At 66.7% G+C, this 20,975-nt stretch carries 30 protein-coding genes; 10 read left to right on the top strand and 20 right to left on the bottom strand.

Annotation, left to right across the window (positions count from 1 at the left end; translation table 11 throughout):
* Positions 1–110: 110 nt before the first annotated feature.
* On the top strand, positions 111–875 hold the full coding sequence (locus tag CF165_RS50475; protein WP_143268710.1) for a hypothetical protein: 765 nt from the start codon (positions 111–113) through the stop codon (positions 873–875).
* Positions 876–1,012: 137 nt separating this feature from the next.
* Here the strand turns inward: CF165_RS50475 and CF165_RS32760 are convergent, their stop codons facing one another.
* Together CF165_RS32760 and CF165_RS32755 are read right to left on the bottom strand one after the other, a co-directional pair.
* Positions 1,013–1,423 carry a hypothetical protein gene (locus CF165_RS32760; RefSeq protein ID WP_093951441.1) on the bottom strand — a complete coding sequence of 137 codons (411 nt, stop codon included), beginning with the start codon at positions 1,421–1,423 and terminating at the stop codon, positions 1,013–1,015.
* Complete coding sequence (locus tag CF165_RS32755; protein ID WP_205661030.1) at positions 1,407–2,111, bottom strand: adenine nucleotide alpha hydrolase family protein; 705 nt, start codon at positions 2,109–2,111, stop codon at positions 1,407–1,409. The genes CF165_RS32760 and CF165_RS32755 overlap by 17 nt, the downstream gene beginning before the upstream one ends.
* 61 nt (positions 2,112–2,172) lie before the next feature.
* Between CF165_RS32755 and CF165_RS32750 the strand changes: the two genes are divergently transcribed.
* Positions 2,173–2,412: a hypothetical protein gene (locus tag CF165_RS32750; RefSeq protein ID WP_093951440.1), complete on the top strand. Its 240-nt coding sequence runs from the start codon at positions 2,173–2,175 to the stop codon at positions 2,410–2,412.
* 606 nt (positions 2,413–3,018) lie between these two features.
* On the opposite strand, the gene CF165_RS32745 is transcribed toward CF165_RS32750, so the two are convergent.
* From CF165_RS32745 to CF165_RS53860, 12 genes are all read right to left on the bottom strand, one after another.
* The gene (locus CF165_RS32745) at positions 3,019–3,453 is read right to left on the bottom strand and encodes a hypothetical protein (RefSeq protein WP_158226865.1); all 435 of its coding nucleotides are present in this window, start codon (positions 3,451–3,453) and stop codon (positions 3,019–3,021) included.
* A gap of 12 nt (positions 3,454–3,465) precedes the next feature.
* Positions 3,466–4,587, bottom strand: coding sequence for a DUF932 domain-containing protein (locus tag CF165_RS32740; protein ID WP_093951438.1), 1,122 nt, complete (start codon positions 4,585–4,587; stop codon positions 3,466–3,468).
* A gap of 391 nt (positions 4,588–4,978) precedes the next feature.
* Complete coding sequence (locus CF165_RS32735; protein WP_093951437.1) at positions 4,979–5,350, bottom strand: hypothetical protein; 372 nt, start codon at positions 5,348–5,350, stop codon at positions 4,979–4,981.
* Positions 5,350–5,646 (bottom strand): hypothetical protein, encoded by a 297-nt coding sequence (locus CF165_RS32730; RefSeq protein WP_093951436.1) that lies wholly within the window; start codon positions 5,644–5,646, stop codon positions 5,350–5,352. Before CF165_RS32730 ends, CF165_RS32735 begins: the two co-directional genes overlap by 1 nt.
* A complete protein-coding gene (locus CF165_RS32725) occupies positions 5,643–6,059 on the bottom strand; it encodes a hypothetical protein (RefSeq protein ID WP_093951435.1) in 417 nt (138 codons plus the stop codon). Before CF165_RS32725 ends, CF165_RS32730 begins: the two co-directional genes overlap by 4 nt.
* Entirely contained in the window at positions 6,056–6,565 is a 510-nt protein-coding gene (locus tag CF165_RS32720; RefSeq protein ID WP_093951434.1) for a hypothetical protein, read from the bottom strand. Before CF165_RS32720 ends, CF165_RS32725 begins: the two co-directional genes overlap by 4 nt.
* Positions 6,566–6,973: 408 nt before the next feature.
* Entirely contained in the window at positions 6,974–7,678 is a 705-nt protein-coding gene (locus CF165_RS32715) for a DUF7341 domain-containing protein (protein ID WP_093951433.1), read from the bottom strand.
* Positions 7,675–8,361, bottom strand: coding sequence for a zinc finger domain-containing protein (locus CF165_RS32710; RefSeq protein WP_093951432.1), 687 nt, complete (start codon positions 8,359–8,361; stop codon positions 7,675–7,677). Before CF165_RS32710 ends, CF165_RS32715 begins: the two co-directional genes overlap by 4 nt.
* Positions 8,358–9,521 (bottom strand): hypothetical protein, encoded by a 1,164-nt coding sequence (locus tag CF165_RS32705; RefSeq protein ID WP_143268709.1) that lies wholly within the window; start codon positions 9,519–9,521, stop codon positions 8,358–8,360. The genes CF165_RS32710 and CF165_RS32705 overlap by 4 nt, the downstream gene beginning before the upstream one ends.
* A gap of 125 nt (positions 9,522–9,646) precedes the next feature.
* A complete protein-coding gene (locus tag CF165_RS32700) occupies positions 9,647–10,069 on the bottom strand; it encodes a hypothetical protein (protein WP_093951430.1) in 423 nt (140 codons plus the stop codon).
* The gene (locus tag CF165_RS32695; protein ID WP_143268708.1) at positions 10,066–10,371 is read right to left on the bottom strand and encodes a hypothetical protein; all 306 of its coding nucleotides are present in this window, start codon (positions 10,369–10,371) and stop codon (positions 10,066–10,068) included. The genes CF165_RS32700 and CF165_RS32695 overlap by 4 nt, the downstream gene beginning before the upstream one ends.
* Positions 10,372–10,483: 112 nt before the next feature.
* Positions 10,484–10,624, bottom strand: a complete 141-nt coding sequence (locus CF165_RS53860) for a helix-turn-helix domain-containing protein (RefSeq protein WP_158226864.1) — start codon at positions 10,622–10,624, stop codon at positions 10,484–10,486.
* Here CF165_RS53860 and CF165_RS51355 point away from each other — a divergent pair.
* From CF165_RS51355 to CF165_RS32680, 3 genes are all read left to right on the top strand, one after another.
* Positions 10,617–10,778 carry a hypothetical protein gene (locus CF165_RS51355; protein WP_158226863.1) on the top strand — a complete coding sequence of 54 codons (162 nt, stop codon included), beginning with the start codon at positions 10,617–10,619 and terminating at the stop codon, positions 10,776–10,778. The genes CF165_RS53860 and CF165_RS51355 overlap by 8 nt on opposite strands.
* Positions 10,779–11,058: 280 nt before the next feature.
* Complete coding sequence (locus CF165_RS32685; RefSeq protein WP_093951427.1) at positions 11,059–11,517, top strand: hypothetical protein; 459 nt, start codon at positions 11,059–11,061, stop codon at positions 11,515–11,517.
* A gap of 153 nt (positions 11,518–11,670) precedes the next feature.
* The gene (locus tag CF165_RS32680; RefSeq protein ID WP_093951426.1) at positions 11,671–11,934 is read left to right on the top strand and encodes a hypothetical protein; all 264 of its coding nucleotides are present in this window, start codon (positions 11,671–11,673) and stop codon (positions 11,932–11,934) included.
* A gap of 79 nt (positions 11,935–12,013) precedes the next feature.
* Here CF165_RS32680 and CF165_RS32675 read toward each other — a convergent pair whose 3' ends face one another.
* The 3 genes from CF165_RS32675 to CF165_RS32665 are packed head-to-tail and all read right to left on the bottom strand — an operon-like array spanning position 12,014 to position 13,753.
* Positions 12,014–12,895 (bottom strand): helix-turn-helix domain-containing protein, encoded by an 882-nt coding sequence (locus CF165_RS32675; protein WP_093951425.1) that lies wholly within the window; start codon positions 12,893–12,895, stop codon positions 12,014–12,016.
* 11 nt (positions 12,896–12,906) lie between these two features.
* Positions 12,907–13,443 carry a DUF6879 family protein gene (locus CF165_RS32670; RefSeq protein ID WP_093951424.1) on the bottom strand — a complete coding sequence of 179 codons (537 nt, stop codon included), beginning with the start codon at positions 13,441–13,443 and terminating at the stop codon, positions 12,907–12,909.
* On the bottom strand, positions 13,424–13,753 hold the full coding sequence (locus CF165_RS32665) for a hypothetical protein (RefSeq protein ID WP_093951423.1): 330 nt from the start codon (positions 13,751–13,753) through the stop codon (positions 13,424–13,426). Before CF165_RS32665 ends, CF165_RS32670 begins: the two co-directional genes overlap by 20 nt.
* A gap of 518 nt (positions 13,754–14,271) precedes the next feature.
* Here CF165_RS32665 and CF165_RS50470 point away from each other — a divergent pair.
* The 5 genes from CF165_RS50470 (at position 14,272) to CF165_RS32650 (ending at position 17,397) form a co-directional block, all read left to right on the top strand.
* Positions 14,272–14,838 carry a hypothetical protein gene (locus CF165_RS50470; RefSeq protein WP_143268707.1) on the top strand — a complete coding sequence of 189 codons (567 nt, stop codon included), beginning with the start codon at positions 14,272–14,274 and terminating at the stop codon, positions 14,836–14,838.
* Between the two features lie 2 nt (positions 14,839–14,840).
* The gene (locus tag CF165_RS32660; RefSeq protein WP_205661029.1) at positions 14,841–15,215 is read left to right on the top strand and encodes a hypothetical protein; all 375 of its coding nucleotides are present in this window, start codon (positions 14,841–14,843) and stop codon (positions 15,213–15,215) included.
* A 40-nt stretch (positions 15,216–15,255) separates the two neighbouring features.
* Positions 15,256–16,377 (top strand): radical SAM protein, encoded by a 1,122-nt coding sequence (locus tag CF165_RS32655; RefSeq protein ID WP_093951422.1) that lies wholly within the window; start codon positions 15,256–15,258, stop codon positions 16,375–16,377.
* Entirely contained in the window at positions 16,377–16,517 is a 141-nt protein-coding gene (locus tag CF165_RS51350; RefSeq protein WP_158226862.1) for a hypothetical protein, read from the top strand. The genes CF165_RS32655 and CF165_RS51350 overlap by 1 nt, the downstream gene beginning before the upstream one ends.
* Positions 16,518–16,581: 64 nt before the next feature.
* A complete protein-coding gene (locus CF165_RS32650) occupies positions 16,582–17,397 on the top strand; it encodes an aminoglycoside phosphotransferase (RefSeq protein ID WP_093951421.1) in 816 nt (271 codons plus the stop codon).
* A gap of 151 nt (positions 17,398–17,548) precedes the next feature.
* On the opposite strand, the gene CF165_RS32645 is transcribed toward CF165_RS32650, so the two are convergent.
* The 3 genes from CF165_RS32645 to CF165_RS32635 all read right to left on the bottom strand — a co-directional run bounded on the left by CF165_RS32645 (position 17,549) and on the right by CF165_RS32635 (position 20,637).
* Positions 17,549–19,099 (bottom strand): glycoside hydrolase family 13 protein, encoded by a 1,551-nt coding sequence (locus CF165_RS32645; protein WP_093951420.1) that lies wholly within the window; start codon positions 19,097–19,099, stop codon positions 17,549–17,551.
* Positions 19,100–19,157: 58 nt separating this feature from the next.
* On the bottom strand, positions 19,158–19,541 hold the full coding sequence (locus CF165_RS32640) for a globin (RefSeq protein ID WP_093951419.1): 384 nt from the start codon (positions 19,539–19,541) through the stop codon (positions 19,158–19,160).
* Positions 19,542–19,650: 109 nt separating this feature from the next.
* Positions 19,651–20,637 (bottom strand): mechanosensitive ion channel family protein, encoded by a 987-nt coding sequence (locus tag CF165_RS32635; protein ID WP_205661027.1) that lies wholly within the window; start codon positions 20,635–20,637, stop codon positions 19,651–19,653.
* Between the last annotated feature and the right edge of the window lie 338 nt (positions 20,638–20,975).

Below are 20,975 nucleotides of genomic sequence, written 5' to 3'. Positions count from 1 at the left end.
CGCGTTCAGAGCGAACATGCCTCTGGCTGGTCAATTTTTCGCTGACCGTAGTAGCCAGGTTGCGAAAAGGGCCACGGCCCCGGAAGGGTGCAAATAGCTATCCCGAACTCATGGAGCTGACGAGGGTTGGCCGGACCGAACAGATGGTCTTCGATGCGCAAGAGCGCGCGTTCTACGACATCCTCGCACCAGTAGCAACCCTAGCAACTTTATTTCTTTCGATCTTCCCGCTGTGGGGTATCGCGCTAGGTCTCGCGCTTCTCGGCGTGCATTTCTTGAATCTCGCGCTAAGCGCACTATTCGTCGCGTACTTCTATCTGGTGAGCTCCGCAACATACTGGGCAATACTGCGGAAATATCGAAATCCCGAGCTTCAACTGTTCGCCTCCCTGCTTGCCACTATCGACAACTTGGCGTCTCTGCGTAAATGCCAGGTACTCTCATTTAGTCCATCAAGCTACGGAAAGGCTCAAGTTGTCAAGGAACGCAGAGAGTTGCGCAAGGCGTTGCGCTCGCAGGCAAAGCTGACGGCTAACCAAAGCGCAAAGCTCACAGGACTATCGCCCGAGGATGACGACTATTTCAAGTGTGCGCGAATAGGTCTCTGGATATTGCACGCTTCCAAGAATTTCCAGGATCTGGACGCAATCGACAACGCACTACGCGCGTGCGGTACTTATCTCCAGCATCTGCTGTACAACAAGCCTTGGGAGCTTGCCGACATCGCCGCACCGCCAGGAGACGTAGATGATCTCCCGTCTAAAAACGTGCTGAGAGTGGCACGGCAAATGAGAATCGCGATTGAGGCTGGTTTGATAACCGCGATACTCGGTGCTGCCGCGGCGGCATTTGCGTTTGCCGCCAAGGTATTCTAGCGCTCCCGAGAGGTCGTCTCTCGGGAGCGCTAGCGCGGTTAGGTGCCGGAGGTTCGACCTCGGCCGGAGCTGGCGGCGCGGCGGGAGAACGCGCGGCGGACTCCGGCGACAGCGCGGGCGAAGCGGTTACGCAAGGGCTACTCCTTTCCTTCAGTGTCGGCGGGCATGGGGATGCCGAGGGTGCGGGCGACGGCATAGCCGTCGAGGTACTTGTCTCCGATCGGCAGGAGCCGGGCGGCGGCCAGGAACGTGTCCTTGTCTTCGCGGGTCTTGAAGCAGATGGCGAACCAGTACTCGGAGTCGGTGGCTAGCCGGAACCGTTCGTCCTCCCGTTTGGTGCGCTCGCGGAAGCCGCGGGCGAGGGCGTCGAGCTCGGCTTCGGAGTCTGTGGCCAGGTCGCCGGTGTACTCGACGTCGGCGAGCGGGTCGGGTTCGGGTTCGGCGTTGAGCTGGGCGAGCAGGTCGTCTTGGGAGGTGGGGCCGCCGATCGCTGCGGTGGCTTGGAGTTGGGCGAGTAGGTCGCCGTTGGGGTCAGGGGCGGAGTTCACGGCGGAACACCTCCAGGTCGGCGAGCGGGAACCAGTCCAAGATCCGCTGGTAGTCCTCAGGGGCGTGTCGGCGGATCTTGTCGAGGAACCGGAAGTCCAGCCCGTCGAAGGAGCGGCCGAACCACTCGTACTCCGGCGGCAGCGGGCAGGCATGGCGGTCGAGTGCGGCACGGACGTCGGCGATGCGCCAGTCCCACACGATCGACACCCGGCGGGTCTGCTCCTTGAGCGGGCCGTGGGTGACCATGGCCATCCGCCGGTTCGGGGAGTCCGCGGCCCGGACACCGTCGGCGTTCCAAGCGCCGGGCAGGTCGAGGTCGTCGCGGATCTCTTCGGCCAGCTCCTGGTAGGTGGGCTCGGGGAACTGGGCGGCCTCGATGATGCTGCACCGCTCCGGAGGCTGGAACACGAACGCGTTGAGCCACCGGTACAGCGAGGGGTGCGGCAGGTTGAGGATCTTCGTGCCGAAGAAGTCCTCGTAGAACGCCAGCGACTCCTCGACGAACCGCAGTCCGGGGATGAGGTAGAGGTGGTATGGGACGACGGCGATGCCGGCCTCGCGCATCGCCAGCCACGAGGCGAGGGAGTCCTTGCCCCGGGAGAAGCCGAGCAAAACCGGTTTCCCCTCGGCTGCGATCTGCGCACGGATCTGGTCGGACGGGGTGATCCCGTCAATGGTGATCGGCACGACCACCCCCGGTGCGTGTGGAAACCGAGTTTCCGATTGGCAACCTGGTTACCATCGGCTCGTGTCGAACCCGATCGAGAAGAACGCCGACGGGCTGGCCCGCGTGCTGGACGAGATCGAGCTGGCCGCCGAGCAGGTCGCGGCATGGCTGGATGAGCGGGATCGGCTTGTGGTGCAAGCGAAAGCCCTGGGCGGCAGCCACCGTCAGATCGCCTCGCGTGCGGAACTGTCGCATACCGGGGTCGGGAAGCTGATCCAGCGGGAGACCAGGTCGGATGGCGGCGCGGCCGACGTGGGTTGAGCGTCGGCGGAAACTTGGCGGGACGGAATCGGGCCTCAGTGGCTTGTGCCTGCCGGGCGGGCCCAGGGGTGGGCCCCCTGGGTGGTGCGGCCCGGCGGCGTGCCGGGCGCTGAGTGTGGGTGTCACGGGGTGTTCCAGCCTCCCCGGGTGCGGGGGTCGGTGGCGGTGCAGTGGGCATGGCAGCGGGCACACAGGCCCCGGCCCCGGGCGGGGTCATCGGGGTCCAGCCCGGCGGCCACCAGCTCACGGCGGATGAGCGGCCAGTGATCGGCCACGGTGGACGGCTCGGCACACGGCCCGGCCGGATGCCCTGGACAGTCGGTCCGGTCACAGCGGCATACCGGGTCACGGGCCAGCACAGCGGGCCGGAAGCGGGTGCGGTGTGCCCCGGCATATCCCCGGTCGGTGCTGGTGCCTCCGGCCCGGCGGGCCCTGCTGCGGCACTGCGGGCAGCGGCCCGGGGTACGGGTGAGGTTCGGGCAGCCGGGGCGTGTGCAGCGGCGGGGAGCGCGGGCAGGCAGCGGCACCACCCGCCCCGGTCGTAGCGCGGCTGGCAGGGCCCACCAGCCTCGGCGGATGGCTGGCCCTGCTTCAGAGTGTGCACGGTCAGGCGTGCCGGACGCGTTTCCCGTTGTTGTGCTTCGGGATCCGGCCGGTGCCCCACAGGTCCGGCCACGGGCCGGTGTGTTCGGTCATCCATCGGTCCAGCCCGCCGACCGTCTCGGCGAGCTCGGCCAGCGGCGGCCACTCGGTTTCCTCGGACGGGGTGACCAGGGTCCGGATCTCTTGGAGAGCGGCGGCTGGGTCGTCGATCACCCGCCAGCGGCAGGACTCGTAGCCCGGGTCAGTGTGCGGGTGAGTCCACGGGCCGGGCAGCCCGGCCCCAGCGGACATCCACTCGTCCAGCTGCTGCCAGGCCATCGGCAGGTGCCCGGGGTACTGCGGCACGCGGTGCCGGTACATGTCCAGCTCCTGACGGATGATCCGGAGCATCCGGGTGGTGTGGGCGCCGTCGAGCCCGCGCGCGATGCTTGCCTTCATGAAGTCCATGGCTCAGGCCACCTGGAACAGGTTGAACGCCAGTTCCTTCGTGTCCCGGGCCTTGCCCACCAGGGCCCTCTCGGCCCGGATACGGCCGGAGTCGGCATCCTCACCCCGGACCGGGGCGTGGTGGTCCAGGTACTCCACCACGGTCTGATACCCGGACCAGTGAGTACCCCGGGTCTTCTTGCCTTTGATGTTTTCGTTCGTCTCACCCTTGAAGATCTGCATCAGGGTGCCGGTCAGCGCGTCGTCGCGGTCCTTGACGGCGGAGTTGGCCTCGGGGTCCGGGGCAGGCCAGATCTCACGGCACAGCCGCTCGAACTCCTTGATGGTCAGCTCAGCCTTGATCATCTTCTCGGCCTCGTCGGCGAACGCGTCCCGGTAGTCGAAAGTGATCTTCAAGGCTTCCCGGGCCTCGATGATCCGCTGCGGCGCGTTCGGGGAGTGCCGGACGGTGTAGCGGGACCGGAAGTTGTACAGGGCAGCGGCTTGAGTGTTGGCACACACCACCCTCACCGGGGTGATCAGGAATTCGGAGGACTTCCCGGGCCGGAAGTAGTTGAACCCGGCCAGATTCAGCTCAACCGGGTCCGCCCCGCCCACCATGATCCCCTTGGGCAGCCGGGCGGTGATGAAGGTGTCCAGCCCACCCCGGAGGGACCCGGCGGTGTCCACGATGGCCCCGGACTGGTCCAGGATGGCCTGAAGAGTCTGGCCCATTTCCTCATTGGAAATGGGGGTGTAGTCCAGTCCGCCTACGGACAGGACTTCCGGGAGTCCGGTCACCGGGTGGGTGCGGACCACGGCGCGGTTGTTCGGGACCTCGACGGCGTGGGTGGTGTCGTGTTCGTCCACGATCCGGCTGTCGTCTTGGCCCTCGTGGTCACCGGTGACGCACATGTCGTCGTGCTTGTCGCCCAGCGGCTTGGAGCACTCCAGGCACTTGGACCCGGCCACGGCGGCCACCAGCGGTTCCATCCGGACATTCCAGTCGGCCAGCTGGCCCAGCTTGAGGGCTTCCGGCACGGTCATCGGGCCCGGGGCAACCACCCCCAGGCGGTGCCAGCCGGGGGTGTTGGCAGAGACAAAGGCAGCGGTGCCATCGGCATGAATTTCAATCTCATGAGACATGAGAGAAGGACTCCTCTATCCAGTGACACCCTAGAACGGGTGATCAGTGGGGTTATTGATGGTGGCACCACTGACATTACCGGATTTTCGGACCTTGTCCAGCACTTTCTCATCAGATTATCCGATTGGATCGTCGAATTCTCGCGTTCAATTCGACGAGCAGCAAATAGCGCCAATCGCGGATACGCGTGAGGGCTCGGCGGTGCACCACCGAGCCCTCACGCTGCCCTTCGATATCAGTACCACCATCAATCGAGAGGAGCGTGGCCCATTATGCCCTGCTCCTCGCGTGCTCGTCGACCGCCTTGCCGCGTGATGCCGTGGCCGGCGGGGACGGCCTGGCGGTGTTCGCGGGTAATGCCGCAGCGACTCGCGCGAACGCTGGCCTGTCTCACCATCCGAGCACCTGCCGCCACAGCCGCTGGAACGGCGTCTTACGGATGTGCGGCTCGATCTCGGTTTTCCACTGCCACAGCAGGGCGAACCCGTCGCGAGTGGCGCGCAGGCGACGGCCGGACAGGTAGACCAGCCCGTCGGTTTTCGCCCGCGCGAGTTCGTCGGCGCCGACGTCGGCGGGCAGTAGCCCTTTGTCCAGGTTCAGCATCGCCAGATACAGCACCCGCATGGTGCGGACGTTGCTGGCAAGCTTCTCGTAGAGGTCGAGTTCGAGCCGGACGGTGTCGTCCAGGCCCTCGCGGTAGCGGGTGTACGCCTCGGCGGTGAGCATGTCGTACCCGGTGTCGGGCGTGCTCTCGGCGGCCATCACGGCTGCTGTCCCTTGGCGAGGGCCCAGCGGGCGCGGTCGTGGTCGAGCGGCACGATGTCCGGGCCCTGGATCTCGCCGCCGTCCTCGTACTGGCGGGCATGGTGGGCGCACCAGGGTTCGAGCAGGGCGACGTCGAGGATGGTGCCGAGTTCGCCGCAGGCGGTGTCGGTGCAGGTCGCGCACGCTTCGCAGAGCGCCGAGCCGAGCGTGTCCTCCGGCGCGCTGTGCAGCAGCACGGCCACGGCCGGGGTGTCGTCGTTGGCGCACACCGGTGTCATGTGGTTGTCGGTCATGTGGATTCCCCCTCGGGCAGAACGGTGACGCCGTGGTCGTGGTAGCCGTATTGCGCGGCCCAGTGCTCGGGCTGGAGCCAGACCATGAACGGGAACCACGGCTGGCCGTCGCCGCGTCGCGGCAGCTCGGCCATGACGGCGTCTTCGATGTGGTGGCGCAGCTGGAGCGCGGCGCTGGTGTAGTACTCGGCGCCGAGCTGGCGTTGCGGCGCCTTGCCGGCGTGCTCGCCCAGCAGGTAGCCGTCGTCCAGGCCGCCGAGAGCGACCATCAGGTTGGTGCCCGCGATGTAGACGCGGACGTTCGCGTGGATCGGGATGGTGCCGAAGGCGCGGTGCAGGTCAAGCACGGTGTAGATGCCCTCGGCGACCGGCAGGATCGGTGGCGGATCGTCGCCGTAGTCCAGGCTGGTCATCGGTCGCCGAACAATGCCGCCAGGGCACCCCAGCTGAACGGCTCGCCGACGTGCCGCCAAGCCGCGCGGGCGATCTGGCGCAGGTGGAACCGGCGGACCGCGACGTGACCGGGCGTGTAGCGGTCCTGCTCGGCCGGAGTGAGCAGCCGGACGGTCCCGATGGCGAACCGGACGATGCCGTTGTGTTCCCAGCTGTATTCGTTGAGCTCGGTCCACACCCCGTCGTGGGTCGCCTCGCCCAGCGGGGAGTCGATGTCGTCGGCGTCGAGTCCGAAGACCGCGATGTCGATCCACCACACCTGGGCGATCTCGTAGCGGTAGACCACCGCGGAGAAGGCCAGGAAGTCGAACTTCTCCGGCAGCTCGTCCACGATCCGCTGCGCCAGCGCCGGGATCGACTGGATGTGCGACGTTTCCCCGGCGTGCTCCCCGTAGTGATCGGAATGGTGTCCCGGTGCGTCGTCGGGGCTGATGCCGGGCTCAGGAGCTTTCTTCCACCACTGCATGACAGAGCCTCCACAGAACGGATTCTGGCCCCAGGAACCGGATTTCTCGGTGAGGTGATCCGGGGGACCTGTTTCCATCCTGTGCGGCAATGCAATTCAAGGCAACCATTATTAATGCGGCCATGCTCACGGGAACAATTCGAGGAATGCGCGGGATCAAGCAATTCACTTTTTTGGCGAATGTCGGTCGTGGGATGGGGATGTGCGGGCGGCGGCGCGCCCGCGTGCGGCCTGCTCGGTGAGGGGTGGCCGGGGCCAGCGTCGCGCGGCCGCTGCCCGCACATGACGAAGGCCCGCGCCAAGGGGGGAGGGAGCGCGGGCCTTCAAAGAAGAATCGTGACGGCTGACGGTAGGTACAGCTCCGCCAAGCCCTGTCAGTATGCCTGTCCGGTGATCACCGTGTCAAGGCTATTCACAGTCCAGCGCAAGGGTTTCCGCCTGCTGCTGCTCCAAGAGCTGTCCCAGTTGCGCCCAGAAGTCCAATCCCCACCGGGAATCGCACGCCGCGCAGACGGCCTCGGCGCGGTCGGTGTCGATGGAAAGCGCTGGCTGGCGCAGCCATTCCCCTTCCGTGACCGACCACATCAGCACCGCGCTGTGACCGCAGGTCGGGCAGGCGTGCCCGCGCAGCCGGTAGGTCGGAGCGGGATCGAGGATGGCGCGGCCGGCGGCCACCCAGCGCTCGGCCTCGCGTGTCGCGTGGGCGAGGTAGTCGACGTGCTCGAGTTGCCACTGCTCGGCGTGCGAGGCCCACAGCTGGACCTGCTGTGTGAGCGTCGTGCGCGGGCCGGGGCCGAACAGGTTGTAGCCGAGCGCGGCCAGCGCGACGCGCAGGGCCTGGCTGATCTCGGCCACCAGGGTCAGCGCGTTGAGCGAGGCCGGCGGCCGGGAGCCGGGGCTGGCGCCGCCGGTGCGTTCGTGGCCGGGCTGGGTCGCGACGGCCAGCTGGTCGAGCAGGCACGGCGAGGTCGCGCGGTCGAGGTCGCCGTTGTCGCGGGCCACGACGTGCAGGCCCGGTTGAGTGAGCTGGTCCACGGCGGCGTCGAACGCCAAGCGCAGCATCACCGGGTTGACCCGGTCTTCCCGTGCGCCAGTGTCGAGAGTGCTGGTCATCGGGTGCCTTCCGGTGTGTCGTTGTCGTGTCGGCGCTGGGCAAGGGCCGCTTTGGCCTTCACGCGTGCCAGGCGGGCGGCGTGGGAACCGGTCGCCGGGTCGCGGGTGTCGCGGACTCCGCCGGTGTTGCGGGTCAGCGGGCTGCACGCGACCCAGGTTTTGGCTTTGCAGAACGGGCACGGCACCGAGCGGGACGCGGCGGGGTCGGCGTCCGGATCGCGGTCCCAGCCCATCGCGGCATAGACCGCGCGCCTGCCGCGCAGCCCGGCTTGCCGGTAGCACTCGCGCTGCGCGGCCCGGGCGGTCTGATCGAGCCGGACCGGGGCGTAGAGCGGCGGCTGGCCCTTCCCCGGCTCCCGGGCCTCGCGACGCCGCTGCTGATCCCCCGTGGCGGCCTCGTCTTCAGACTCACCGTCGGTCTCGTCCTCGGCCGCCGTCGCCGTTTCGCTGTCAGTGTCAACGGCGCGGTCGCGGGCGGCGTCGACGCTGTTGGTGATCTCGGCCGGGGTGGCGTGGCGGGCGTTGGGGCCCAGTCTCAGCAGCGCGGCGTGGCATTCGGCGGCGGTGTAGCCGGTGAGTGCGTGCTGCCAAGCCCCGACGCTGGCGTCGGACGGGATGCGGGCACCGCGGTGGCGGGTGAGCAGGTCGATCACCTCGCCGCGGCTCAGCTCTGAGACGGTCATGCCGCACCGGCCAGGGTCTCGCGCAGCGCGCCGTCGAGGATGTCCTGCATCTGCCCGGCCGTCAGGTGCCGGTGCGGTGCGCGCACCGCGCGGCCCAGCGGGCTGGTGTCGTCCTCGGCGATGGCGGCGGCCCGGATCATCTCGAACCGTGCAGCCATGGCTGCGTCCCGCTCGGCCTGCTGCGGGGACATCGCGATCCGGTCCGCGCGCATCTCCTCGCCGACGAACTCGGCGAAGAACCGCAGCGGCAACGCCTTCGCCGTCCAGCGCCGCAAGCCCGCCGCCACGAACCGCGAGTCGATCCCGCTTTCGAGCATCGGCACCACCTCGGCGACCAGCCGCGCCACCACCTGCGGCGGCGCCGCGACACCCAGGGTCGCGACCAGCTCGGCCGCCGGGGCCTGCCAGGGCGAGGTCGGCTTACGCGGACGGCCCCGGCCCCGCCGACCAGCACCAGCGGCTGCGGCCGCCGGATTTTTCCGCGCCGTCCCCCCTTTCTCAGAACCCGAGGTAAGTGAAGGTTCTCCAGTCTCCCGCTCCCTACTCCCTTCTCCCTGGGCCTGCGCCGAAGGGTTCGGCGAGGGGTTCGCGGAAGGGTTCGGCGAGCTCAGGGTCGGTGCGGATGCGTCGTCGGCCGGGGCCGGGTCGACGGGCGGCGGGCTCGCGCGTCGCGGCGTGGCCGGCGGGCGGACGGTGCCACGGATACTCATCGCGGCCTTGACGTCCGCGGGCAGCGTGCGCGCTCCGGCCTCCAGCGCGTCGGCGGCGAACGCCGGAGCCGGGCCGGTGATCTCGTCCGGGAGCCTGCGCAGCTCGGCGGCCAGCGCGGCACGCAGCACCGGCGACTCGATCTCGAACGCCGTCCGCAGCGCGGCCGCCAGCACGTTGGGCTGCTTGTACAGCTCGTCGTTGCGGATGAAGCTCCGGACCAGCAGCTCCTCGGTCTCCTGGTCGAGCACCACGAACCGGGCGGCGTCCAGCTCGTCCAGCGCGGCACCTACCTCAGATGTCGCGAGGTCGGGGTGCGGTCCGGCCCAGCGCTTCATCGTCAGGTCCAGGACCCCGGCGTAGGACAGCTTCTCCTGCGACATCAGCTGCAGGTAGAGCATCTTCGCCGGAAGCGACAGCTCCCGGAAGTCCTTGTCATTCCAGATACGCACGTAGATGCGGGCATGATCGCGCGCCACAGAAACCCCCTACAGGCAACAAAAAGACGGGTCGACAATGACCGCCGCGACCAGGCGCGGCGGGAATCACGAAGAGGTAGAAGGGTGACGGCGATGCGTCAGGATGCGGCTGCCGGGCGCGCGGCGGAATGCTCGCGCAGTGCCTCGACGTCCAAGGTGTACACCGGTTGCAGTTTGCCGACGTTGCGGCCCGCCGAGTCGGTGCTATGCACATAGCGACCCGTAGCGACCAGGATACCGGTGGCGCGCAAGCGGTTCACGGCCGCGCCGACCAACGGCGGATGCACCCAGGCCGGGAGCAGCGGGCGCCAACGGTTCGCCGTGGTCTCGCGGAACGGGTCGGCCAGCGCGTCACGGAAGATCACCGTCACGACGGCCAGCACCCCGGCCTCGTTGCGCGGCTCGGCCGTCAGCAGCGCGGCGACCGTCTGCGCGGTCTCGCCGCCGCTCGCGCTGGGGGCGCTGGCCTGAGAGATCATCTCCCGGGCCAGTACCACGAGCGTGCCGAACGGGATGGTCATGGGTTCAACAGGCGGAACGTCCAGACCTCGGAGATGTCGCTGAACTCCTCGAACAGATCCGGGCGCCGCTCCTTGAGCTGCCCCTGATCGAGCGCGATCCGCGTCGAGCTGGCGAACGACACCACCGGCACGCCGCCGACCGTCCCGACCGACGCACCTCGGGCGACCAGCGCGGCCTTGATCAGCGCCTCGTTGTCCTTGCGCTCCTCGGTGAGCTTCGCCTGCGCGCGCTTGATCCGCCGCAGCGCACCTATGACGCTGGCGAACGAGTCGATCGACGCTCTGACGGCGTCGTCCTCCACAACGGCGGGCACAGCGGTGCCCCGGCCGGAATTCGGCATGACAAAAATCGCCTCCTCAGCGAAAGAAATAAATCGGTCGATCGACCGGAAGAAATGCGCGGCGTATCCGCGCTCAGCTAGAGCTGCTGCAGGTGGTGTGGCGTTGGACGTAGGCCTTGATCGACGAGTCGGGCACCCGCGGCAGACCTCGCCCCTGGCCGATTCGGACGATGTTGAGCTCACCGCTCTTGATCAAGCGTCGGACCGTGGGCACGCTGCAGCGCAACTTTGCCGCAGTCTCCGCCACCGTGTTCAAGACCGACTGGTTGACCGGCTTGCTCGGTTCCTTCCCGCTTCTGCCGTTGTTGCTCGCCACAACGCTCCCCTTGATTACCGGCGACCCACAACGACTCTCGTCACAGGTGTGAATGCCCCCCTCGGGCGCTCGCGCTCGGTAATGTCCAACTTGGCTCTCAGCAGTGAGATCGTCAAGGGAATACGTGAAACATGGTCATCTCTGATCACCCGTGATCACTTGTTCCCGACATCCACGTGATCTGCGTCTCTTCTCGGACTGCCCGATCGGCACTGGTCGCCCTCAGTATCGACTCAGTACGCTTCCCGTACACTCCCTTCGCGACTACGCCGAACGGGTGTAAGAGGTGCGGCGAAGTAGCCGCCCGAGACGCCGGGCTGACCATTGGGGGGATGGACGTGTCCGAGGGGAACGGCTCGTCAAGCCGATCGGTCGAGAACGTGGCCGCGCTGATCCGCGGGTACGCCGCTCCGCGCACCGTCGCCGAGGTCGAGCGCGATGCCGGCCTCAAACCCGGCTCACTCGCCAACTACGTGAAGCCCTCGACCGCACCAGCTCGGATGCCGCTCGCACCGGTCATGGAACGCATCGCCGACGCGCTCGGCGCCCCGGTCACCGAGGTCTCCCGTGCCTTCGCCGCAGACTTCGAGCTCCCGGTCTACGACGGCGAGCCGCTGCCGGAAGACGAGACCGAGCTGCTGGCCCAATACCGGATGCTGCCGCCGAACCTGCGACGCTTCGCGCGCAAAACCGTCGCGAGCCTGGTCGCCGAGGTGGGCGCCTCCCGCACCTCTGGCGAAATCGACGAATTCGACGTGAGCCAAGGTTGGCCACCTTCTGAACTCCGGTAACGCCGGCCGCCACACGCCAGATGATCTCTGTTGAGGTTCGGACCACCACCAGGTAGGCCCGAACCACGCGCGGACGACTGGGCGAAAACCAGGCACCCAGCGTCTCAGCGCGACGGCCGCCAGGGAGAGCGACCGCAACGGGGAGGAACCGTCATGCTGCACGCCATCGAATTCGGCTCGGACATCGTCCGACCTTGCGAACTCGAACACGACGACCAACAGCGCCTCGTCCTCCTGGTCCGCGACCGCAAGATCACCCCAGGCATCGCAGGGCTCATCCGCTACATCGGCGTCGCCGAAGACGCCCAGATCACCTGTGTACCTCAGCCTGGCGAGATACCGGTCCCGCGCGACGACAACGACCGCCTTCGTCCGACGCTGGCGCCTGCGAAGTGCACGGGCACCTCGACGCAGTGATCGACACCTCCGGGTTCGTGCCACGCGAGACCCTGGACTTCGGGGTGGGCGACCCCGCCACCGGCTGAAGCCTTGACTGCTACGACGAGTCCTCCGTCGAGTCGCTGGGCCGCATCGTTGTTCTCTCGTCCCGCAGCTGGTTGAAGGCGTCCACGACGAGTGCGCGCGCGGCGGCGCCTTTAACGGACTGTTTGACGAGTTCGTCAAACGCCTTGACATACAGGGCGATCTCTCGCGGCTGCGTGATGGACAACTCTGCGGATATTGTCTCTACCTGCACGAGGCGACTGTCGTACATGATGAACTGATTGGTCGGGACTAAGTACTGTGCGCGAGTGGGGATAATTCCAAAACTGACGCGCGGCATTGACGTGACTGCCAGAAGTCTGTCAAGCTGCCCGATCATCACGTCCGTATTTCCTACGGTCGTGAGCAGTGCCTGATGAGCTATGATGAAATGAAAACGCCTGTCACCACGATATAGGACCTGCTGGCGCTCCATTCGTTCGGCTACGCCCGCGTCGAGATCGTCTGGGATATCGTAGAAGTCGATCACGCGGCGCATGACGGCTTCGGCATATTCGGCCGTGTGCAAAAGGCCCGGAATAAGCTTAGGCTCGTACCAACGCATGAGTCGGGTCTTCGCCTCCAGTGTGCGAGAAGCACGCTGGCGGCGCTTTGTTCCCGTCCCGAGCGTCCGGCGCCATTCCACGTACATCGCTTCGATGTGGCGAGCAGTCGCGATCAAGTCCGGTATCTGCTCGTCTGCCCCGGCATGGTGGCACCATGCGCGTATGTCGTCCTCGGTGGGTGCCTGCTTACCATACTCGATCTTCGAGACTTTGGAGCTGTGCCAACCCGCGAGTGTGGCGAGCCCCCGGCCAGTGAGCCCGGCATCCTTCCGGATGTCGCGCAGACGATGGCCGAGGGCTTCCCGCGCCTGGTGAACCGAGCTTGTCACTGCGTGCGGCTCTACGCAGTGGTGGATTCGTTGTTGTCGACGTACTCCCTGTGAGGGATAGCGGCATGCCATGCTCGATCCCGGGCCGCGCGACAGTGGCCGACGATGACCGGATCGATCGTTACGGCTCCGCCAGCAAATTGACCGCTCGGCTCGAATACGGTGAACGCTACACGCGTGTCGTCGAACAGCCAGAAATCATCCGTAGTCAATTTGTCGGATCCGAGCAGTTGGCGAGGCAGCCAGCGAATATCCTCGCCAGCGTCAATGTTGTGTTCGGCCACAGTGAGACCCCATCGCGTGTAGTCGACGTGAGGCACTGTAACGACCCGCACCCGGCGGATACTCCTACCTGAAGCACTGACCTCTCGGACGAGCTCAAGCCACGGCTGATGCCAGGCGAAGTCGTCGACTTTTCCGCTCAGGAACAGCTGGAAAGGTCCGGTCTCTTCGGAAGTGTGATAGGAGTCTTCCACTTCCAGATGAAAGGCGTCTTGCTCAAAGGTGTGAAACAGGTCGTCGAATGCCTCACCCTGTAGCAGCTCCACCGAACCAAACCTCCCTTTCCTTCGGGACCTCTACGCACGTTTCGTGGCCGGGAATGTCCATGAACGACAAGGCTTCTTCGTCCGTGACCGGCTCGCCCAGCAGTGTGAAGCTGCCACGCCCAGTGTCGACCATCCGTGCGCCTACGTAAGTGCCTGCTTCCACATGCGCGAGAAGGCGGTGAGGGATCTCGACGCTGTCGGGTGCATCGGCCACCTTCCATCCCTGCACGACGTAGGTGTTGCGGTCGGTGGCGAACAGTGTCGGTGAGCCTCCGCCTTGGGTTGCCTTGCCGAGAAACGTTAGCCGCATGATGGACCCTCCTGCTAGCTGCGTGCGTGAGTTTGCTCAAGCAGCTCGATCCTGCATCTAGCAGCGATGATCGGTCAACCAGCCACCTGGCTGAACGAGATCTTCGAGCAAACTCTAGCAAACTTCTGGAGATCGGTAAGCAACCCGCCGTAGCGTCGTGGCAACCCCCAGATGACCCCACGGAGGCTCGTCATGAGCAGCGAGGCACCAACGCCCGTACCGAAGACCGCCATGATCGGGTGGCTCTCCTATCGGATCGGCCTACCGGGTGCGTCTGCTCGGCTGCGGAACGCGCTCGCCGCTTCTTGTACTCCGGCCACCTCTGGGCCGCGTCCGGCGAACTTCGTCGCCGTCGACGCGGTCTCCCCCGCCGAGGTGGCTGGGCCTGACTCACGGCGGGGCCGGGCTGACGACGGCGAATCTGGCGCCCGGTCCCGCCGTGTCCCATCTGCGGCTGCCTCGACGGGCGGCGGGGCCCGATGACGGCATTCGGCCTTGCTCGACGTGTGGTGCCGGAAATGGACGAGCGGCTTCGGGCCTCGGCGGTCGAGTATCCCGCGCACGGGTGGGGTGTCCAGCCCGGGTCAGTCTGGGACGGCGAGCGCTACATCCAGGGACACACGCCGGTGCCCACGGACGGACTGGTGGCGGTGCGGGTGTCGCCCCGGTCGTTGCGGGCCGTGGCCGAAACGTGGTCCTGGTGGTCGGTGGCGCCATATGCGGTGCTGGCTCGCACGGGGGAAGACTTCGATGTGCTGACCGCCCCAGCCGGCATGGTCGAGAAGGCGCTTCACCTGCCAAATTCAGCGCTGCGGTCGTGCCCGATCATGCTGGCGCCGCGTCGGGAATCGGCTCGATTGCTGATCCGCACTGGTTCACGACTGTGGTGGAAGTTGCGCACAGTGCCCGAGGTCGGGCTATTCCCGACTGGTGCACTGATTGCGCTGCCGCCGACCGTGACCAGTGCGGGCGTGTGGTCATGGTGGGTCGCTCCAGCTGACTGCGGTTACAGGCCGGGACTGGCGGACGAGGTCCAAAAGACGCTGGGCGCCGTCTGCGGCCCGACGCCGGGTGGGCGGTGCTGACCATGACCAGGTTGGCGCGGCCGTACATGGCCGGTACGGCACACGAAGTGGTCGGCAAACTCCTACTAGGCAACTGGGTGATCTTCGATCACCAGTGGGGCCGCAGTGGGCCGGACCCTGCCATGTGGCGGGAGATCGTGCAGGCGGCGTGCGAGCAGGAGAACGTGCCGGTCGCATTCATCACGATTCCTCGCCATGACCTCACTGTCGTCGTCAACCCAGCCCGGCAACCGTCATTCGATCAAGTCTGCGAGGCGATCAACGCCATCTTGCACCACCGCTGGACGGACAAACCGATCCCGACTCAAGCGCAGGCTCGGCGCGAAGCCCCCCAGGGCGGGATCGCTCGGGGACGGCACCGGCTCCAACGAGGCTGACCGAGCGGCTACGAGGCGTCCGACTGAAAGAGGTTAGTTCATGCATCAGGTAATCGCCACCCCGTTTCAGGGATCATTCCTTCTCCTGAGTCCTGGCAAACCTCAAGGGTTGAAGATTCCTCAGGTCAAGTTCGATCAGTTGAGCGCCCTGTCGGCGGATGATCCGTGCCCGGAGTGGCTTACTGGCGTCGTGCATCGAACCTGGAAATTGGATGCCAGCGGACGCAAGGCTGCCGACGTGATGATAGTCCGGTCTCCTTCATTCTTGAACTACGGTCGAGCCAGCTATGAGCTGAACCTCGGCTGCAACTACGACTGCAAGCATTGCTACCTGGGCGTAAAGGAGTTTGAGGGACTCCCCTGGAATGACCGCGTAGAAGTGTTGCACGCCTTGCGTGATGCCGGCGTCGTCTGGCTTCAATTGACTGGCGGCGAGCCGATGATCGACAAGCAGTTCGCGGCAACCTACTCATATGCCTTTGCCCTTGGCATGATGATTGAAGTGCTGACCAACGGCTCACGCTTGTTCAACCCGGTCATGCTCGACATGCTAACGCAGAGGCGCCCGCACAAGCTCACGCTCAGCGTGTACGGCGCCACGGAAGAGACCTACGACGGGCTAACGCAGCGACGCGGCGCTCACAAAGCATTTTCGCGCGGGCTCGCCGCGGCACACGAAGCCGGATTGCCTCTGGAGCTAAGTATCATCATCACAAAGGACAACGCTCACGAGGTCGATGCAATGCGCGCACTGGCGGAGAGATATGGGATTCCTTCCGCCGACTTCGCAAATATTTCCCCTACCATCTACGGCGGAGCCGATGTACTGGCCACGCAATCACCCGAGCACCTTACCAAGCGCGCTCAGTTCAACGGGTGCGATGCCGGAAGTACGTTCTTTCATGTTGATCCGCACGGGAATGCAAGTACCTGCAAAGTTGCGCGCGACCCCAAGATCTCGCTGGTGGAAGAAGGCATCCAGGGTTTGCGTCGTCTAGCGGGTATCGCAGACGGACTGCTGGCTCGTCAGGGCGGATGCACAGGCTGCCAGCTCAGCGGTACGTGCGGAACCTGTATGCCCCTGGCCTCGCTGTTCCGCAAGGCGAAGGCACCGCTGGCCAACTACTGCCAGCACACCGAGGAAAGGAAGGTAGCCAACTAATGGCCGCAATTGCACTCACTCTCGAACCGCCGCCCCGGACCGACCCCGAGGAGGTGGACATCCAGATCATTGCTGACCTGGAGGGATTCACCTCGAACACGATCGTCTGCGGCTGCAACGACGACAACCCGTACCGGTAAGTAGCCCGCGCCTCGGGGCTGGCCTCGGTCAGCCCCGAGGCGCCGCCGACCGTAAGGTGCCACCGTGGTCACGACCCGAGTCACCTGGGACTCACTCCCCGACAGCATCCGCCGCGACATCGAAGCGCGAACCGGACCGCTCAGCAGCGTCGAGCCAGTGTCGAGCGGCTTCAACTCCGAGCTCGCCGTAGTGCTCCGCTCGGCGGACGGAGCGACGTTCGTCAAGGGGTTGCGTGCTGATCACCCACGTGTGTGGACTCAAAACCGCGAGAAGGCCGTCAACCCCCATGTCCGGCCCGTCACCGCCGCGCTGCGATGGTCGATCGACAACGACGAGTGGAACCTCCTGGCGTTCGAGCACACACCCGGTCGGCACATCGACTATTCGCCCGGATCACTCGACCTGGCGAAGTTTGTCCAGTCGCTGCGGACGCTCCAAGAGCTACCGTGCCCGGACATCGAGCTCAAGCTCGCCGAGAAGCGGTGGGCGAGCTACACCGACAGTCCGGAGCTGTTCGCGGGTGACTACGTCCTGCACACCGAGTGGAGCCCGAGCAACGTCCTCGTCGGCGACGCGGCGTTGTTCGTCGACTGGGCTTGGGCAACCCGCGGAGCGGCCTGGATCGACCCGGCATGCTGGGTGGTCTGGCTCATCGCGTCGGGCCACTCGCCGCAAGACGCCGAAAGCTGGGCTGCTCAGATCCCGTCATGGAACGACGCGCCGGCGGACGCCGTGGCCGCGTTCGCGGCCGCTCAGGCCGCGATGTGGAGCGCCATCGCCGAGGCCGATCCGGAGCCCTGGATCAAGGACATGGCGGCAGCTGCGCAACGGTGGTCCGAAAGCCGTCGCATCGGAGCCAGGAGTCAGACGGCCCGTTGAGCGCGTGGAGGCACCGGACTGGTGCCTCCACGCTGCCCTAAGGGTCCTGACCAGGCAAAACACCCCTTGTTGCTTGGGTACCTAAGTCGGAACTTGACTTTGGGTGCGTTGGACGCACCGAACGCCACATTGGGGCGCTTGAGAACCCGGGTCAGACCAGCCAGGCGGCCGAATCCGCGGGCAGCTTGCCCTCCACCAGCGGACTGCTCGACAGCAGCACCTCACCCGGCGGCAACGCGATGGGTGAGGCGGAGGTGTTCAACGCACAAACCAGCCCGCCCCCGCGCCGCCGGAACGCGAAACATCCCGCGGGCGCGCCGTACCACTCCAGTTCGTCGCCGCCGAACGCCGGATGCGTCTTCCGCAGCTCGATCGCCTGCCGGTACAGCGAGAGCGTCGATTCCGGGTCCTCGATCTGCTTCTCCACCGTCAGCCCGGCCCACTCCGACGGCATCGGCAGCCACGTGCGCGGGTTCCGCGAAAACCCGAACGGCGGCAGGTCGCCCTCCCACGGCAGCGGGACCCGCGAAACGTCCCGCCCGAACTCCGCCCCGCTCGTCTTCGCCCGCGGGTCGGCCATGTCCGAAGGCGACAGCTCGACGTTGGCCAGGCCCAGTTCCTCGCCGTTGTACAGGTACACCGCCCCCGGCAGAGCCAGCTCCACGAGAGCCATCGCCCGCGCACGGCGCACCCCGGAAATACCGCCGCCGTAGCGGCTGACCTGCCGCCAGACGTCGTGGTTGCCCAGCGTCCACGTCGCCGGGGCACCCGAGCGAGCCGGCACCGTCAGGGAGCGCTCGATGGCCGTGCGCATCGCGTCGGCGTCGAAGTGGGTCAGCACCAGCCGGAAGTTGAACGCCAGGTGCAGCTCGTCGGGCCGCAGGTAGCGCGACAGCCGCTCCTCGTCGGTCACCCAGATCTCGCCGACCGCCATCGCGTCCGGGAACTCGTCGAGCACCTTGCGGATCATCTGGTGGATCTCGTGGACGCCGTCGTGGTCCCACCGCGGGTCGTAGTAGAGGCTCGGCCCCAGCGGGTCCGCGCGCGGGTCCATGTCCGGCAAGCCGGGCGGCTTCGCCATGCCGTGCGCGACGTCGATGCGGAAGCCGTCGACGCCGCGTTCGAGCCAGAACCGCAGCGTCCGCTCCAGATCGGCGGCGACCTCCGGGTTGGTCCAGTTGAGGTCCGGCTGCTGCGGTGCGAACAGGTGCAGGTACCACTGCCCGTCCGGCACCCGCGTCCAGGCCGGGCCGCCGAACGCGCTGATCCAGTTGTTCGGCGGGTCCTCGCCCTTCGGCCCGACGCCGTCGCGGAAGATGTAGCGCTCGCGCTCCGGGCTGCCCGGAGCGGCCGCCATCGCCGACTTGAACCAGGCGTGCTGGTTGCTGGTGTGGTTCGGCACCACGTCGACGGTGACCTTGATGTTCCGCTTGTGGGCCTCGGTGAGCAGCACGTCGAAGTCGCCGAGGGTGCCGAACATCGGGTCGACGTCGCGCGGGTCGGCGATGTCGTAGCCGTGGTCGGCCATGGGGGAGCGGTAGAACGGCGTCAGCCACAGCGCGTCGACGCCCAGCAGCTCCAGGTAACCGAGCCGGGAGTGGATGCCTTCCAGGTCCCCGACGCCGTCACCGTCCGAGTCGGCGAACGAGCGGACGTAGACCTGGTAGAAGACGGCATCGCGCCACCAGGCGGCCGATCTCATCGGGGGCTCCGGGTGGCGGAGCCCCCGGCTCGGGGCGAAGCCCCTGATGTCACAGCCACTAGACGAAGCTGTTCATCATGCTGTGCGCGGCCATCTCCAGGTAGGCCCAGAGCTGCTGCCGGTAGGGCTCTTCGAGGTTCTCCTCGTCGACCGCGATCCGGATGCAGCGCAGCCAGGCGTCCCGCTCGATCGGCCCGATCTTGAACGGCGCGTGCCGCATCCGCAGCCGCGGGTGGCCGCGCTGGTCGGAGTAGGTGTGCGGGCCGCCCCAGTACTGCATGAGGAACAGCCGGAAGCGCTCTTCGGCCGGGCCGAGGTCTTCCTCGGGGTAGAGGGGGCGGAGGATCTCGTCGCGCGCGACCTCTTCGTAGAACCGCCCGACGATCCGGCGGAACGTCGGTTCGCCGCCGATCGCTTCGTAGAGGTTCACCGGTTCGCTCACTGCAGACACGCCTTCCATTTTGCCCTGGGGGTGCGGGTTCCCGATGCCCGGTCCCGTTCCTGCCGGAGGAGTCGCGAACCCGCTTCCCAGCGTAACGACGCCGCCGGTGCTACTTCTCGACCGCCGGGGCCGCGGGCGGGAACAGCCTGCCGAGCGGCGGGTCGAAGCCCGCCACCTCCAGCGCCGCCAGCAGCTGGGCGCGCAGGGCCCGCTGCACGGCCCACTGCTTGCCCGGCCGCACCTTCACCGTCAGGCGCAGCTGGAGACCCTCCGCTGTGACGCTTTCCACACCCAGCATCTCCGGCGGCTCGAGGATGTTGTCCTTCAGCGCGTCACTCTCGGTGGCCGTCGAGGCTGCTTTCGCGAGCACCATGGTGGCGCGCTCGACGTCGGCGGTGTAGCCGAGCGGGACGTCCACGACCGCCACGGCGAAGCCCTGGCTCGAGTTGCCGACGCGCAGCACCTCGCCGTTGCGGACGTACCAGACCGTGCCCTTGAGGTCGCGCAGCGTGGTGATCCGCAGGCCGACGGCCTCGACCGTGCCGGTCGCCTCGCCGATGTCGACGACGTCGCCGACGCCGTACTGGTCCTCGATCATCATGAAGATGCCGGACAGGAAGTCCTTGACGAGGTTCTGCGCGCCGAACCCGATCGCGACGCCGATGATGCCGGCCGACGCGATGATCGGGCCGAGGTCGATGCCGAGCTCGCCCAGCACGAGGATGAACGCGAGGCCGTAGACCAGGAAGGTCGCCACCGACTTCATCACCGAGCCGATGGTCTGCGCGCGCTGGCGCCGCCGTTCGAAGACGGCGGAGCCGAGCACCTCGGGGGCGCGCTCACGCAGCGGACGCAGCAGCGCCGGCAGCTTGCCGCCGGTCTTCGGGAACGTCGTGATGCGGTTGATCATCCGTCTCAACAGCAGCCGCACGACGAAAGCGATCACGATGATCATCAGGATCTTCAGCGGCTTGGTCAGCAACCAGTTCGCCGAGCCCGCCAGCCACTCGTTGTTCGTCACCTTGAACACCTGGTAACAGAACGTGCTGGCATCACCGGTGCACGGTGTCTTGTCGGTGGTGAGCAGGGGAAGCACGGGGTTCGCTGGTCCTTCCGATCGGTCTGTCATCCCAACTCGAAGTGGATGTTGGGTCGCGCGGATGTGACACGTCGTGTAACACACGTGCGCTGGGGGGCTGTTCTGTGGTCGACTATGCCTACGCCCCTGGAGGTGGTCGAGTGCCAGACCGACAACCCAGCCCCCGCGGCGTCTCCGGCCAAGCCATGGCCGACGAGACGCCAGAGGTGGTTCTGCGTGCCTATCCGGGGGGTTCCGCATCCGGCGGAACCGTCCCGGCCGGGCCGGGGACCCGCCCAGGGGGAGTGACCCGCCCGCCCGGACAGCGTAGTAGAGGCCGGGATCCGGCCGCCCCG

This window comes from Amycolatopsis vastitatis, assembly GCF_002234595.1.
GTDB classification, from domain to species: Bacteria; Actinomycetota; Actinomycetes; order Mycobacteriales; family Pseudonocardiaceae; genus Amycolatopsis; species Amycolatopsis vastitatis.
The sequence above is the reverse complement of the archived record's forward strand: the minus strand, read 5'-3'. Positions and strand labels throughout refer to the sequence as shown.

Coding starts and splice junctions, on each gene's coding strand:
- CF165_RS50475 (WP_143268710.1), top strand. CDS start 111: ATGGAGCTGACGAGGGTTGGCCGGACCGAACAGATGGTCTTCGATGCG.
- CF165_RS32745 (WP_158226865.1), bottom strand. CDS start 3,453: ATGAAGGCAAGCATCGCGCGCGGGCTCGACGGCGCCCACACCACCCGG.
- CF165_RS32740 (WP_093951438.1), bottom strand. CDS start 4,587: ATGTCTCATGAGATTGAAATTCATGCCGATGGCACCGCTGCCTTTGTC.
- CF165_RS32735 (WP_093951437.1), bottom strand. CDS start 5,350: ATGGCCGCCGAGAGCACGCCCGACACCGGGTACGACATGCTCACCGCC.
- CF165_RS32730 (WP_093951436.1), bottom strand. CDS start 5,646: ATGACCGACAACCACATGACACCGGTGTGCGCCAACGACGACACCCCG.
- CF165_RS32725 (WP_093951435.1), bottom strand. CDS start 6,059: ATGACCAGCCTGGACTACGGCGACGATCCGCCACCGATCCTGCCGGTC.
- CF165_RS32720 (WP_093951434.1), bottom strand. CDS start 6,565: ATGCAGTGGTGGAAGAAAGCTCCTGAGCCCGGCATCAGCCCCGACGAC.
- CF165_RS32715 (WP_093951433.1), bottom strand. CDS start 7,678: ATGACCAGCACTCTCGACACTGGCGCACGGGAAGACCGGGTCAACCCG.
- CF165_RS32710 (WP_093951432.1), bottom strand. CDS start 8,361: ATGACCGTCTCAGAGCTGAGCCGCGGCGAGGTGATCGACCTGCTCACC.
- CF165_RS32700 (WP_093951430.1), bottom strand. CDS start 10,069: ATGACCATCCCGTTCGGCACGCTCGTGGTACTGGCCCGGGAGATGATC.
- CF165_RS32685 (WP_093951427.1), top strand. CDS start 11,059: ATGGACGTGTCCGAGGGGAACGGCTCGTCAAGCCGATCGGTCGAGAAC.
- CF165_RS32680 (WP_093951426.1), top strand. CDS start 11,671: ATGCTGCACGCCATCGAATTCGGCTCGGACATCGTCCGACCTTGCGAA.
- CF165_RS32665 (WP_093951423.1), bottom strand. CDS start 13,753: ATGCGGCTAACGTTTCTCGGCAAGGCAACCCAAGGCGGAGGCTCACCG.
- CF165_RS50470 (WP_143268707.1), top strand. CDS start 14,272: ATGGACGAGCGGCTTCGGGCCTCGGCGGTCGAGTATCCCGCGCACGGG.
- CF165_RS32660 (WP_205661029.1), top strand. CDS start 14,841: ATGACCAGGTTGGCGCGGCCGTACATGGCCGGTACGGCACACGAAGTG.
- CF165_RS32655 (WP_093951422.1), top strand. CDS start 15,256: ATGCATCAGGTAATCGCCACCCCGTTTCAGGGATCATTCCTTCTCCTG.
- CF165_RS51350 (WP_158226862.1), top strand. CDS start 16,377: ATGGCCGCAATTGCACTCACTCTCGAACCGCCGCCCCGGACCGACCCC.
- CF165_RS32645 (WP_093951420.1), bottom strand. CDS start 19,099: ATGAGATCGGCCGCCTGGTGGCGCGATGCCGTCTTCTACCAGGTCTAC.